The following is a 13,574-nucleotide window of genomic DNA, read 5'->3' on the forward strand; positions in this document are numbered from 1 at the left end:
CGCGGGCGGAGCCGTGTTCGGGCCGGCGCGCGCGGCGCGGTTCAGGCCGGCTCGACCAGCCGGCCCGCGCGGGTGGCCAGCACCACGGCGAGCAGCACCAGCCCCGCCGCCAGGTAGGCCGCGGCCGGGCCGAACAGGGCGGCGGTGCCGCCGAGCAGGAAGATCCCGATCCCGCCGAACATGATGTTGGAGGCGATCATGGTGACCTCCACCTGACCCATCCGTTCCGGGGGCGCCAGCCGCGCGAACGTGGCCTGCGCGCCGATCAGCCAGCCGGCGCCCGCGCCGATCGACGCGTTCGCCAGGGCGAGCGTCCAGACCGGGGCGTCGAGCGCGACCAGCAGGCCGGCCAGCAGCAGCGCCAGTCCGAGCGCGCGGACGGCGACCACCTGCCCGGCGACCCGGGCCAGCCAGCTGCGTCGGCCGGCGAGGAGCACGAACACCGCGCCGCCGAACGACGAGGCGGCCAGCAGCACCGGCCGCCACCCGCCACCGGCCAGGTCCGGGGCGAGCGTCTCCGGCAACGCGCCGGACAGCACGGTGGCCAGGGTGAGCAGGCCGACGGTGCGCAGCACCGGATGCCCGGCGATGATCCGGATGCCCGCCATGGCGGGTGGTCGCCGACGTCGCCCCTCCCGCGGGCCGACCGGCAGGCCGGCGAGGACCGCGGCGGCGACCAGGAACGACACCAGGTCGATGGCGAGCGCCAGCCGGGGGCCGAGCGCCACCGTCATGCTCGCGCCGGCGAGCAGGCCGAGGACCTGGCTGGTCTGGTTGGCGAACGCGGAGAGCCCGAACAGCGGCAACCGCAGCGGGGCCGCGACCGCCTCGGCGGCGACCGCGACGTGCACGCTGGAATAGGCGGCCCGGACCGCGCCGAGCAGGCCGGCCGCGAGGATCGCCGGCAGCGGCCGGGGAACCGCGACCGGTACGGCGATCAGCGCCGCGCCGGCCAGCGAGAGCGCGACCAGCATGGCGCGCCGGGACGGCACGTCCAGCCAGCCGCTGAACACGGTCGCGACCAGCAGCGCCGGCAGCATCCGGGCGGCGTAGACGGCGGCCGGCCCGAGCACCGAATTGGTCTGGTCGTAGGCGAGCAGCAGCAGCGCGGCGAGCCCGATGAAGTCACCCAGCTCGGAGACGCCCCGGGCGATCAGCAGGCGAGCCGCGACCGGGTGCCGGAAGAGGGCCCGGTAGCCGGGCGCGGGCGTCGCGGTGTCGGTCATCGGCGCGAGCGGTCCGCTTCCTCGACGCCGCTCCGCTGCGGCGCGACGGCCCTGCCGCTCATCCGACCTCCGATCACGCCGGCGGCCGACCCCGCCGCCGTTGGCATGGACTCAGTTCGATGAGCAACCTACCCGCTGGCCGCCGGTAAGGCAGCCCCTGAACCGGTGCCGGTCTACTTCCCGCAGAGCCGGGCCCGGGAGAACGCCGGTCCCGGCGACACGTGGCCCCGCCAGACCGGGTTGATGGTGACCGCCAGCGCCGGGACCTGCCAGGCCGCGCCGAGCAACTGGAGCGTGCCGTACTCGGGCCGCCACGACTGGAGGTTCTCGCCGGAGAGGAAGTCGATCGCCCGGTCGGTGATCACCTGTTGGCCCAGCAGCCCGCCGTGCAGGGCGGGCACCTCGTAGACCGGGATCTGGGTGAACGGACCCGGCGGGAGTTCGGTCGCGCTGACCGTGGGCAGGAAGGCGATCATCCGGACCCCGGGGACCGGGCACATGGTCTGGAACCGGTAGAACGGCGCGTTCTCCATCAGCGATCGGATGAACGGCTCGTCCGGGCTGTCCGAACCCCCGCTGAGCCGCGCCGCCAGCGCGAAGATGCCCCGCAACTGCCAGCCGGGGGCGATGCCCCAGCCCGCCGCCGCGTCCTCCGGCGGGTAGTAGACCCGGGCCGCGCGGACCAGCGGGCTGAACATCAGCAGCGCCGCCACCGGGGAACGCGGATGGTCGCGCAGGTAGGTGCGCCCGACCATCGCCCCCTCGCTCTCGCCGAGCAGCGCCACCGGCCGGCCGGTCCGCGCGTGCAGCGCCCGTACCTGCTCGTCCAGCAGGGCCGAGCTGGAGTCGAGCGAGCGGTGCGTGTCCCGGGACCCGTACGGCTTCGGGCGGCCGGCGGCGTCCCGCCCGTTGTAGGAGAACGTCTCCACCACCGGGTCGTGGGCGGGCCGCCCGTCGTAGCGGGAGTTGTGCGGGCCGAGCACGATCACCGCGTACGGCACCGAGGCGGGCAGTTTCCGGTCGAGCAGCAACGGCCGGAACGCGCCCACCTGGTACGCCGGGCTCGACGTCACCACCTGGGCGGTCAGCGGGATGGCCAGGGCGAGCGCCACCACGAACGGGGCCACCGGCACCCGGGCCCAGCGCACCCGCGCCGGCCGCACCGCCGCCCGTACCGACCGGTTCCACAGCAGCCCGTTGGCGGCCCCGGCGACCGCCGCCACCGCGAGCGTCCACCAGCCGGGCACCCGCCAGACGACCGCGCCGGCGATGGTGATCACCACGAAGTCGAGCAGCGACCAGCCGACCAGTGCCGCCGACGGCAGGCCGCGCCACCAGCCCGCGCCGATCGCGGCCCGTTGCAGGAACGGCGCGAGAAGCAGCATCGGTGCCACCGCGGCGAACACGAACCAGGAGAGCGACACCACTCCGGCGGCGACGGCGAGCGCGGCGAACGGGGTGACGATCACCGCGGTCAGCGCCGCGATCCCCAGGTTGCGCAGCAGGATCCGCCGGCGCGTCGGCCGGGGTGACCCGGCCGGCCAGGCGAGGCCCACCAGGGCGGCGCAGAGCAGCCCGCGCAGCCCGATCGCGACCACCAGTCCGACCGCGTACGCCTGCCAGGTGCTGTGATAGACGAGCAGCCAGCGCATGTCGTTGTACGAGTCGTACGGCCAGACGGCCGATCCCTGCGGCGACAGGCCCTCGGCGCTCTGGAAGTCGAGCATCAGGAACAGCACGTTCTGTGCCACCGGGACGACCGCGGCGAGCGCGACGAGTCCGAGCAGCCTGCTCCTCGGGTGGCTCACCACTCCTCCTCGGCCCGACGTCCCGTCCTGACTCTCCGACGCCGGGTGCCGGCGCGGGACGGAATCGGCGGAATGGCGCACGGTCGGGGCCGCTGTGAGGCAGTCGACCGTTTCCGCCGGTCACCATCGGCGTTAGGGTCGGAGGGCATCTGACTCATTACATCCGGGAGGTCGACCGTGGCCGCACTGCGCCAGTACCTGGGCGTCTGGCGGATCCCCGGCGCGCCGATGCTGCTGGTCCTCGGCATCATCGGCCGGCTCGGGATCGGCATGACCCCGCTGGCGCTGCTGCTCGTGGTCGAGCAGGTCACCGGCCGCTACTCGCTGGCCGCTGTCGCCGGCGGCATCTACGCGCTCGCCGGCGCGGCACTCAGCCCGGTCGCCGGCCGGATCGCCGACCGGGTCGGCCCCACCCCGGTGCTGCTGGTCACCGCGCTGGCCCACCCGCTGGCCCTGCTCGGGCTGCTCGGCGCCAGCCGCGCCGACGTCGCCAACCTCCCGCTGATCTACCTGACGGCCGGCCTCGCCGGCGCCACCTACCCGCCGCTGACCGCTGCTATCCGGGGCGCCTGGAACGACCTGACCGCGCCGGCCACCGGCCGGGGCCACCTGCGCAACACCGCGCTCGCCGCCGAGACCTCGCTGTTCGAGATCGTCTTCGTGCTCGGCCCGCTGCTGGTCGCCGCCTTCGTGCTGCTCGCCGACGCGTCCGCCGCGCTGGTCGGCGCCGCCGTCGTCACCCTGGTCGGCACCGGCTCGGTCGCGCTCGGCCGGGTCATGCGCGGCTGGCGCCCGCACCCGCGCGAGCACCACGCCCGGGGCCTCGGCCCGCTGCGCGTCGGCGGCTTCCCCGCGCTGCTGCTCTGCGTGGCCAGCCTCGGCATCGCGTTCGGCGCCTCCGGCGTGATCGTCCCGGCCTTCGCCGGGAACACCGGCGCCGCCGACCCGGAGAGCCTGGCCGGCGTGCTGCTCGCCGTCTGGGGCGTCGGCAGCGCCGTCGGCGGCTTCTCCTTCGGCGTACGCAAGCCCGCCGCCAACATGACCCGCCAGTTCGCCTGGCTGCTCGGTGCCGTCGCGGCCAGCTTCGCCGTCTTCGCGGTGATGCCCGGCCCGGTCGCGCTCGGCGTCGCCCTGGTGCTCGGCGGCGCGGCCATCGCACCCGCCCTCACCCTGGAGAACACGCTGGTCGGGCGGGTCGCCCCGGCCGGCATGCTGAACGAGGCGTACACCTGGGTGGTCACCATGTCGGTGGCGGCCAGCGCCGTCGGCGGCGCGGTCGCCGGGCTGATCGTCGACCACGCCGGCGGCGTACCGTGGGCGTTCCTCTTCGCCGGCGCGGCGGTCGGCGTGGGCGCGGTGGTCGCCGCGCTGCCCCGCGGGCCGATCGCCCGCGCCGAGGCCGCCGCGGTCCGCGCCGAGCAGTCCCTGGCCGCCTGACACCGCGGCCACCAGCCCGACCACGACGGTCGCCGCCGCGCACCACAGCAGCGTGGGCCGCGCCCCGAGCGCGGCGGTCGCCGGGCCGCCGAGCATGGTGCCCAGCGGCACCGCCAGCACCGTGACCGCCCCGTTGGCGGCCAGCACCCGGGGCAGCTCGGCCGCGTCGGCCCGGCGTTGGAACAGCGCCGTCGCGGTCGGCAGGTAGGGCGCCCAGACCAGCCCGGCCAGCGCGAACGCCGGCAGCGACACGACGACCGGCGCGCCCAGGCCGAGCGGCAGCAGCGCCGCGCCGAACAGCACCACGACGCCGGCCAGCACCCCGCGCGGCGGCCGGTCCCGCAGGAAACCGGTGAGCAGCCCACCGAGCAGCGACCCGACGCCGAACGCGGTGTAGAACGCGCCGAGCAGCGCCGCCGAGGCGTGCCGGTCCTGGATCACGTGCACCGGCATGGCCACGTAGAACGGCCCGAACAGGAAGAAGAACACGAACGTCAGGGCCAGCAGGCCGAGCAGCGCGCGGTCGTGGACGATGACCCGGAAACCCGAGGTACGCGACGGCCCGGCCCCCGCCGCCCGCCCCGCGCGCCGACGATCCGCCGGAACCGCGAGCCGGTAGCTGACCGCCAGCACCGCGAACGTGGCCGCGTCGACCGCGAGCACCCACACCGGCCCCACCCCGGCGATGAGCAGCCCGGCCAGCGGCGGCCCGACCACGGTCGCCGCCTGGCCGAACAGCCCGAGCAGCGCGTTGCCGGCCAGGTGGTGCCGCTGCGGCAGCAGCTCCGCCACCAGCGTGAAGCGGCCGGCCGTCCCCCACGGGTGCAGCAGCGACGACACCGCCAGCAGCGCCACGTAGAGCCCGACGTCCAACACCCCGGCCAGGTGGGCGACCGGAATCGCCCCCAGGGCGAGCGCCCGCAGGCTCGCGTCCCAGCCGGCGAGCTGGGCGCCGCTCCGCGCACCCAGCACCCGCCCCAACAGCACCGCGCCGGCCGCGCCCGGCAACGTGTACGCGGCCACCGCGAACGCGGTCCAGGTGCCGCGCTGCCCGGCGGGCGCGAGTTGCAGCGCCAGCCAGGTCACCGCGACCAGGGCCAGCCCGTCGCCGAGGGCCGACACGGCGAGCCCGGGAAGCAGCCGGCGCAGCACCGGTTGGGCGAGGACCGGGCGGTAGGGGAGGAGCGACATGCTCCCCACCCGACCGCACGCCGGGCCCTCAACTCAACGAAGTTGCCTCAGGGCAGAAGCCCGCTCGCGGTCAGCGGTAGTTGTTGAACTGGAGCGCCACGCCGAAGTCCTCGCCCTTGAGCAGCGCGATGACGGCCTGGAGGTCGTCCTTCTTCTTGCCGGTCACGCGGAGCTGGTCGCCCTGGATCTGCGCCTGGACGCCCTTCGGGCCCTCGTCGCGGATCTTCTTGCTGATCGCCTTCGCCTTGTCGGTGTCGATGCCCTGGATCACCTTGGCGTCGATCTTGAAGATCTTGCCGGACGCCTTGGGGTCGCCCGCGTCCAGCGACTTCAGCGAGATGTTGCGCTTGACCAGCTTCTCCTTGAACACGTCGAGCGCGGCGCGCACCCGCTCCTCGGTCTCCGCCTGGAGGCTGATCCCCTCCTCGCCCGACCAGGAGATCTCGGCGCCGGTGCCGCGGAAGTCGAACCGCTGCGAGAGCTCCTTCTCCGCCTGGCGGAGGGCGTTGTCGACCTCCTGGCGGTCGACCTTGCTCACGATGTCGAACGACGGGTTCGCTGCCATGCTGATGCTCCTGCTGTCCGGCGATGTGTCCTGATCCGTCCCGCGCTGACCAGCGTGGGACTCCCTGACGGTACCCCGTTGCGGAGAGGCCGGGGGCAACCGCTATCCTTGCTTCCGCCGCCGCGTTGCGACGCGGTGGGGTGCCCTGGCGGGTTGCCCGAGCGGCCAATGGGAGCGGACTGTAAATCCGTCGCGAAAGCTTCAGAGGTTCGAATCCTCTACCCGCCACCAGGTGCAGATGCGGCCCCTGACCAGCAGAGATGCTGTTCGGGGGCCGTCTTTGTTGATCTAGCGGAGTCTGGCTGAGTCCAGCCGTTGACGACTGGTTGTGGGCAGATGGTGGGCAGGTCGATCTTGCCTGCTGAGGGCTTTCCTGTGGCTACGAAGGCTGGGGTTGGTGGCCTGGGCCTGGTCTGACGGGGCCGCGCGTGTAGCGATCGGCTGAGGGTCCGCGGTGAGGTGTCGCCGGCTGTGGGCGAGAGGTCGGGGGCAAGCCAGTCCTGGGTCTGGACTGGCGCGGCAGTCGGAAGCCCTGACCGTCGACGAGGCCGACCGGGTTGGCTTCCGTACCGCCTGGCCGTGATCGTGTCGTCGGGCCGGATCAGCAGACTCGGGGCGGCGGTCCGGCGGCAGTCGGTGGCTCTCCGCCCCGGCGCCGGAGGCGGCCGGGGCGGCTTGCCGCCGGCCGGGTTACCGCCCCGCGACGCGCGGAGCGCGGCGCCTTGATCAAAAATAGGGAAATTCAGCAGTTGGAGCCGCGCGAGAGCCGCGCGAGATTGCTCTAGGTCTTTGAGGATCGCTCACGGGTGAGGCTAGATGTCCACACCGGCACCCGGCTCTCGATGGCGACGCGCCACTGCCGCCCCGCCATCGAGAGTTGGCACTCCCGAGCTGGCTGCTTGCAGGCAGCGTGTGCCGGTTTATGACACATCTCCGGGTGCAGAAATGGCCAAGTCGGGGCTTGCGCGGTCCGGCGAGGCCCGGGTACTACCGTCAGCATTCAGGTCCTAACCTTGGCGGGTGGCCGAAGAGCCCGGCAAAGGCCCGTTCCCCGTGGGGTCGGCCGGCGCTAGGATGCTTCCGGTAAGCCGCCCAGTTAAGCCAAATGTGCTGGAGTAGAGGTGGATGAAGCGGAGTCCCTCACCGCCGAACTGTTGGAGAGCACTTCAGAGCTGTTCGCGAACCACTATGTCCTTGATCGAACTCCGTGGCTGTTTGCCTCTCGCAGGCAATACGTCGAATGGAAGATCGCTTTAGCTGAAGGCTTGGCGGTTGACCCATACTCGATCATTGTCGTTGGCAGTGCTTGCACTGGATTTAGCCTCTCGCCATCAAAAAATTTTTCCAGCTTTCATTCGAGATCAGATATTGATGTAGCTGTTATCAGCGTCATGCATTTCGATCAAGCATGGCGGTGGTTGCGGGACCTTAGTCCCGTGGCTGCACTTGGCAGTAAGAACCAGCACAGGCTTTTTGAGGAGCATCGCAGTTCGCTCGTTTTCGATGGCACTATAGCCACCGACAAGTTGCTCGGCCGATTACCCTTCGGAGCTGAGTGGCGGACGGCTCTTCTGGCCGCCGGAAAGAGGGACCCCACAAGGGGGCACTCAGTCAAGACTAGAATTTATCGAGACATTCAGTCGCTTCGTGAATATCAAGTGCGGAGTATTGCCAAGCTCCAAACGAAGATCCTGGCCGACCGCATGGATGCGGGGAGTGAGGTTCCTGAGGCGCTCAGCACATTAGACGAACAAGAATAGGAGGACCGATATGCAGGTTCAGTCCGGGATTCCTAACGCTCGGTTCTTGGATGCTACGCAACAAACCGTTGCCTGGTTCTGGAAGCGTCTCCAGGCCGACGAACTGGAGATGCAGCCTCCTTTTCAGAGGAACCCGGTCTGGCAAGAGGCCCAGAAGGCATATTTGATTGATAGCATTCTGCGGGGCTATCCTGTACCCGAGCTCTATCTGCAGACCTCTGTCACCGCGGATGGTTCAGAGAAGCACGTGGTAGTGGACGGTCAGCAAAGAATACGCGCTTGCGTCGAATACCTCGCGGATGAATACCCCCTCGGCGATGAGTCCGGTGAATTGAGTGGTTATTACTTTAGTGACCTTGACGAGGGAACCCGTCAGCAGTTGTTCCGATACAAGTTCGTGGTTCGAGCCTTGCCCTCCTTGGAGCAGGCTGAAGTTCGCGAAATATTTGGGAGGCTTAACCGGAATAACGTCGCTTTGAATCGCCAAGAGTTGCGGCAGGCGACATACTGGGGCGAATTTATCACAACGGTCACCAAGCTAAGCCAGCACTCTTTTTGGGTCAAATCCGGCCTGTTCACAAGCAATGATTTCCGTCGAATGCTCGACATTGAATATGTCAGCGAGCTGGTGGTTGCCGCTCTATATGGTGTTCAGAATAAGAAAGACCGACTTGACCGCATGTATGCGGACTTCGAATCAGAGTTCCCTGATAGAGAGGAAGTCGAAGAGAAGTTCGAGAAGGTTCTGACCCAACTCTCGCTTCTGTTTGAGTGGCCAACAAGTCTGCGCTGGTCACGCAAGGTCGACTTCTACACTCTCTTCGTCGCTCTCGCCGATCGCAGTCAGGATCTGCCTTTCGACCGGGATGAAGCAGCTCGAACGGCGACCCGCCTCGAGGAGTTTGCGGCAAGGGTGAGCGACGTGCTGTCTTTCAAGGACGAGGGGGAAGAGCCGTCGGAATCTCACCGAATGGTGCCAGTAACCGCGTACGCGCGCGGTGTGCGAAATTCAAGTGACTTGGGGAGTCGGCGCATGCGGCTTCGGGCGCTCGAGGAGTTCGTGTGGCCCTCGGGGAAGCAAGACGACTTAGGTCACCCCGAACGGACCGTCAACAACCGTCATTTGGCGAAGCTTCCCACCCTTGACTCGCTCCTCGAACCAATCCCGACTGACGAGGGTGAGGACGAGCAGGTGCGGTGAGGTGAGCTCGGTGAGGTTGGGTAGCGATCGGGGTCCGCTATGGGCGGACGGCCCATGGCAGACGGCGGTGGATAAGGAAGCGGAGTCATCGGTGTGCAGGTCCTCCGAAGGATCTGGGCTGTGGGAGGGCTCCACGTGGCTGCACGGGTCCGAGCGGGAGCCCCATGACCCGCCAACTCTTTGCCGCCCACCACTACGAGGCAACGCCTCACCCTAAGGGGCATGGTGTGTTCCCCTGACCTCGGATTGCGCCGAAGCGACCGTTGGTTGAAGCGGAACTTGGAGTCGCCGTCCCGGCACCAGCGGGAACGCTGATCGGTGCCTGCTGGCACAGCGGGGCGGCTACGTCGTCGGCGACGGCTGGTGAACCTGTCTCGTGCGGACGGCGCCAAAATAGGCCCGCGACGCACATCGCCCTGCTGAGGGCCCCCCAGCGGGGGCCGAGAGCCAAACAGGCGTCGTCGTCAGCTAGGCGGCGCGCGCTGGGTGGATCTTCGGTCCTGTTGCTGTACGTGTGCCTGGCATATCATCCAGTGATGGTGGCGGGCGAGCTACGACAGCAGACCGGCAGCATTGGCGTAGATCGAGCTAAGCGGTGGCTGAACTATTCGACCCGCGTTGCGTCAATCTACACGAACACTGACAAAGTGTTTAGAGACCTGCTGCATTTCGAGTGGCCCTACGGCGGTCAACCCTTTAGCTTTGACCTTGGGGGAAAATTCCGTGGCGGCACTCTACATGATAAGTCATTCATGGCCGAGGTGAAGGCGTACCGCTACGAGATGGATTCGGCTACGGAGTATCGGAAGTTCGTCGCCGAATGCTACGTAGCCTTCCAAGAGAAGCCGGATCGATGCGACAACCTCTTGTGGTTATCCTGGGCGCCTTTCCAAGCGCAAAACTGGCACAAACATCGAAGTGCAGAATCTATTAAAAAGCACCTTCTTCATGCTGACAACATGTTTCGGGTATTCGGCACGGATTCGGCCGAGGAGGCGCTGGGAAAGCTAGACGAGCAAGTTGTATACGAATTGACCAACCGCTTGTGGCTGCTGACGCTTTGCGAGGAGCAAGAAGGTCTCGTTATCACGAGCGACCACTACCAGCGGGTTATGACGTTCATGGGTATCGGGGAGGAGTCTCAATGAGCGGCGAATTCAGCGCGGCTCTACGCCACGCGTTAGATTTCGACACGCCGGATCGACGAATCGACTCCTTGAAAACGAGCGTCAGCAACTTTCTGCGATCTGGCGATCAGTCTGCCCGCGTCAGGAAGACTGAGTACTTCAATCACACCTTCGCACCTGACTTAGTGCTGACCTGGCCGGATGAAAGGCGTGAGAGACTGGTCTTCCTACGCACCAATCCGAACCCAGAATGGTTAGCAGCCGACCTTAAGGTCATCGCATCTAGCCACCCTATTATGCTCACGTTGGATGACTCCGGATCCGAGAAGGATTCAACTGCTCATGAACTCTTGGTGACGGCCGCGAAGAAGGCGCGGACACTGATCACGGATCCAGACGCGATCGAGGAATTCGTCTCTCCTCGCGTTCCAATTACCTCGGTCCTTAGTAACGCGGTAATTCGTGGCGGCCTGGGCCTAATTGATGAGCAGGCCGCGAGAGGTGCAACCGAATCAGCCATCGCAGGTTTCTCTGCTGCGGAGAATTTGGAGGCGGGGCCCATTAGGTCGGCGCTCGTAGCCGCTGAAGGCATGTTGGACGACGAGCAGGCCAACCGCTTCAGCCGACTTTACCGGGCAGTCTGGGAGGGGCAGGGTGGGACTGCAGAGAACTTCCCCTCCCATCGAAACTTGACTGGCCCGCTAACAGGCGGGGATCTTTCCCTTCTCCTTGCAACCCTGACAACTGCTGACGCCCACTTCTGGCGCAGAGTTGGCCGGAGCGTTCGACTTGAACAAGTGGTAGCTTTGGGGGCAGAGTCAGGGCCAAACTTGGGCTATCTAGTCGAAGCGAACCTGGATCGATTGCTAGCACGTGGAGCACGTGTATTCGGCCAAAGCGGTGCGTCCACCTCTGGGGGGCAACGGGCGGACTGGGGCATCGAACGAGACTGTCTAGCGCTGCGCGGTGACGGCTGGATCGCCTATTTCGCCGCTCGGTCGAACGACTTGCCTCCGCACGAGGTGCGTCACGGCGTTTCGGTTACCACCTTGGTTGAGGGTATCCGTCAGTTGGGAGTCCGGATGACCGACGTCAAAGTACAGCAGGATAACTTCGCCATCTCGATCCAAGCAGTTGGCGATGCCGACGTTGTCGACAGCCCAGACTTCGGTCAACTAGTAGACCGTGGCGACTCGGTGGCGCAGGCAGCCGCAATAGCGATGTCCAGCGGACGCAATTTGATCGCGGACTTCGTTACCGGAACGGCCATGGGTCACACTAATGCCTCTTTTTCGCTCGATGAGCTGGCGCAAGCCGCAGTTCGACTTTTACTTGAACTTAGTCATCGCAATGTTCCGGATTCCGACGTGAGGCTAGTCCCTGGTCGTGATCCAGTAGTAATTCAAGACCCACTTTGGGAATGACGGACTGTTTAGCCACCCTGCCGTTCGCGCTGCCATCGGTTCGCCCTTGTTGGCGGCGGGCCGCCGTCCGCCCGCCACATCAACCGGACCTTGACGCGGCCATGGGCTTCTCGTTCTGCGGCGGCCGACCGCACTTCCCGCTGTTCGCGCAAGCCCCGAGACGTGTGGCGTGGCCGGGAGCGCAGCGACAACGGCGCGCAGGCCCGTGAGTCCAAGCGGCGTCACCTTCCGACCGCTCAGGGCCACCTTGAGGCCGTGCCGAAGGCGGGAACTGCTATTGCTCTTCGACGGCGACCGGTTCGCGCTGGGTTGACCCGTTCCGCAGTCAAGGAGCCTCTGGTGTCGTTGATCTAGCTGAGTCCAGACGAGTCCCGCCTTTCGCGGCTCGTCGTACCAGGTGCGGCCACGCCCTCGGATGAGTCGTCGCGGCGATGCGCGAGGATGGATAGGTGCTTCAAGGGCTCTTCTATGCCTTCGTGCTGCTGTTCCTGGTGCTGCTCGCCTTAGGACTGGTCGTACTGGTCCCTCTCGTGCACCTGACGCGGTGGCTGTGGCGGTCGGTGCCGCGGTGGCCGTCCAGGTGGTGGCACTGGGCGAAGGCACTGACCGTCGACCCGCACCCGGTCGGGCCGTTCAACGACTCGCGGGACGTGTGGCCGATGCCGGCGGACGAATGAGTCCCGCCGGCTGAGGTCGAACGCGGAACGACCTCCCGCAACTGCTCACTAATTGCTGGTGTGGTGCTTCGCGAACTCTACGAAGGAAGCCCAGCGGGCGGCGGCGAAGGTCAGTGACGGGCCGGCGATGTCCTTGCTGTCCCGCACGCCGACGACGCCAGGAAGATTGTCGGCCACCTCGACGCAGTTGCCCTCGTTGCCGCTGTAGCTGCTCTTGCGCCACCGAGGCGTGCCCATCTCAGTCATCGTAGGTCTCCTTGATCAGGGCGCCGACCAGATCCTCGGAGGCGCGTTCGTCCAGGGCGAGGTTCCACAGAGTCTCCCAAACCGAGGTGTACGCCTCTACCTCGTTCGGCCGGTCGAGGTAGATGCTGCCGGTCAGCGACTCGCTGTAAGCCGTGGTCGGCTCGGCGGGCCGGGTGCCCTTCGCCGGAAAGTCGAGCAGTACGAAGTTGCCCGCCACCGACGCCCGGTGGGGGCCGATGTTGCTCGGGAGCACGCGGACACTGATGTTGGTCGACTGCGCCGCATTGACCAGATAGGCCAGTTGGGCCCGCCACGCTTCCACGTCGCCGGTCGGCCGGTGTAGGACGGCCTCATCGACAATCGCCTCGAAGAGGGGCGCGGCCGGACTTCTTCGGGCCAGAAGCTTTTGCCGCTCCATCCGGAGGGCGACTTTCTGAGCCACCTCCTGCGCCGTGCGACCGGGCTTGGTCTCGAAGACGGCGGACATGTACTCCGGTGTCTGAAGGAGCCCGGGGATGAGGTTCGGTTCGTACTGCCGGACGTGACACGCCGCCGCTTCGAGGCCGACGTACAGCTCGAACCACGCGGGGATCACGTCACCGTAGGCGTGCCACCAGCCCTTGCTCTTGCTCTCCCTGGCCAGCGAGACGAGCACTTCGGTCAGCTCGGTGGAGGTGCCGTAGAGCTGGCACATCAGGTTCACGTCGTGGGTGCGGAGCGAGGTCTGGCCAGCCTCCAGGCGGTACATCTTCGCTCGCGACCACTCAAGCGTGGTGGCGGCGGCCTCCAGGTTGATGCCGGCTTCCTCGCGAGCCTGTCGCAGCAGCCGCCCGAGCTGGCGGCGCGGGACGGACGATCCCGTCTCGACCATCTGACCCCAATCTCACCTCAGATGCCCGTCTGTCTCATTCG

At 67.5% G+C, this 13,574-nt stretch carries 11 protein-coding genes, 1 tRNA gene and 1 pseudogene; 7 read left to right on the forward strand and 6 right to left on the reverse strand.

The annotated features are described in order from the left end of the window. Positions 1-41 precede the first annotated feature (41 nt). Positions 42-1,226 (reverse strand): MFS transporter, encoded by a 1,185-nt coding sequence (locus H1D33_RS27805; RefSeq protein ID WP_181570366.1) that lies wholly within the window; start codon positions 1,224-1,226, stop codon positions 42-44. Between the two features lie 173 nt (positions 1,227-1,399). Then, positions 1,400-3,034, reverse strand: coding sequence for an alpha/beta fold hydrolase (locus H1D33_RS27810; protein ID WP_181570365.1), 1,635 nt, complete (start codon positions 3,032-3,034; stop codon positions 1,400-1,402). Positions 3,035-3,211: 177 nt separating this feature from the next. Between H1D33_RS27810 and H1D33_RS27815 the strand changes: the two genes are divergently transcribed. After that, entirely contained in the window at positions 3,212-4,471 is a 1,260-nt protein-coding gene (locus H1D33_RS27815; protein WP_181570364.1) for an MFS transporter, read from the forward strand. A 6-nt stretch (positions 4,472-4,477) separates the two neighbouring features. On the opposite strand, the pseudogene H1D33_RS27825 reads toward H1D33_RS27815, so the two are convergent. Together H1D33_RS27825 and H1D33_RS27830 are read right to left on the reverse strand one after the other, a co-directional pair. Further along, positions 4,478-5,662, reverse strand: a pseudogene (locus H1D33_RS27825) (MFS transporter); the annotation flags it as partial. Between the two features lie 70 nt (positions 5,663-5,732). Then, entirely contained in the window at positions 5,733-6,227 is a 495-nt protein-coding gene (locus H1D33_RS27830; RefSeq protein ID WP_091066126.1) for a YajQ family cyclic di-GMP-binding protein, read from the reverse strand. A gap of 147 nt (positions 6,228-6,374) precedes the next feature. Here H1D33_RS27830 and H1D33_RS27835 point away from each other — a divergent pair. The 6 genes from H1D33_RS27835 (at position 6,375) to H1D33_RS27860 (ending at position 12,416) form a co-directional block, all read left to right on the forward strand. Next, positions 6,375-6,458: transfer RNA gene (locus tag H1D33_RS27835), tRNA-Tyr, on the forward strand. Between the two features lie 890 nt (positions 6,459-7,348). Then, entirely contained in the window at positions 7,349-7,987 is a 639-nt protein-coding gene (locus H1D33_RS27840) for a hypothetical protein (protein WP_181570363.1), read from the forward strand. 10 nt (positions 7,988-7,997) lie between these two features. After that, positions 7,998-9,188, forward strand: a complete 1,191-nt coding sequence (locus H1D33_RS27845) for a DUF262 domain-containing protein (protein WP_181570362.1) — start codon at positions 7,998-8,000, stop codon at positions 9,186-9,188. Positions 9,189-9,724: 536 nt separating this feature from the next. Then, a complete protein-coding gene (locus H1D33_RS27850; RefSeq protein ID WP_181570361.1) occupies positions 9,725-10,336 on the forward strand; it encodes a hypothetical protein in 612 nt (203 codons plus the stop codon). After that, on the forward strand, positions 10,333-11,739 hold the full coding sequence (locus H1D33_RS27855) for a hypothetical protein (RefSeq protein WP_181570360.1): 1,407 nt from the start codon (positions 10,333-10,335) through the stop codon (positions 11,737-11,739). Before H1D33_RS27850 ends, H1D33_RS27855 begins: the two co-directional genes overlap by 4 nt. Positions 11,740-12,188: 449 nt before the next feature. Continuing rightward, positions 12,189-12,416: a hypothetical protein gene (locus H1D33_RS27860; RefSeq protein WP_181570359.1), complete on the forward strand. Its 228-nt coding sequence runs from the start codon at positions 12,189-12,191 to the stop codon at positions 12,414-12,416. Between the two features lie 48 nt (positions 12,417-12,464). Here the strand turns inward: H1D33_RS27860 and H1D33_RS27865 are convergent, their stop codons facing one another. Together H1D33_RS27865 and H1D33_RS27870 are read right to left on the reverse strand one after the other, a co-directional pair. Further along, the gene (locus tag H1D33_RS27865) at positions 12,465-12,662 is read right to left on the reverse strand and encodes a DUF397 domain-containing protein (RefSeq protein WP_181570358.1); all 198 of its coding nucleotides are present in this window, start codon (positions 12,660-12,662) and stop codon (positions 12,465-12,467) included. Continuing rightward, positions 12,655-13,533 carry a helix-turn-helix domain-containing protein gene (locus H1D33_RS27870; protein ID WP_181570357.1) on the reverse strand — a complete coding sequence of 293 codons (879 nt, stop codon included), beginning with the start codon at positions 13,531-13,533 and terminating at the stop codon, positions 12,655-12,657. The genes H1D33_RS27865 and H1D33_RS27870 overlap by 8 nt, the downstream gene beginning before the upstream one ends. Between the last annotated feature and the right edge of the window lie 41 nt (positions 13,534-13,574).

Origin of the sequence: Micromonospora ferruginea (assembly GCF_013694245.2) — a bacterium.
GTDB classification, from domain to species: domain Bacteria; phylum Actinomycetota; class Actinomycetes; order Mycobacteriales; family Micromonosporaceae; genus Micromonospora; species Micromonospora robiginosa.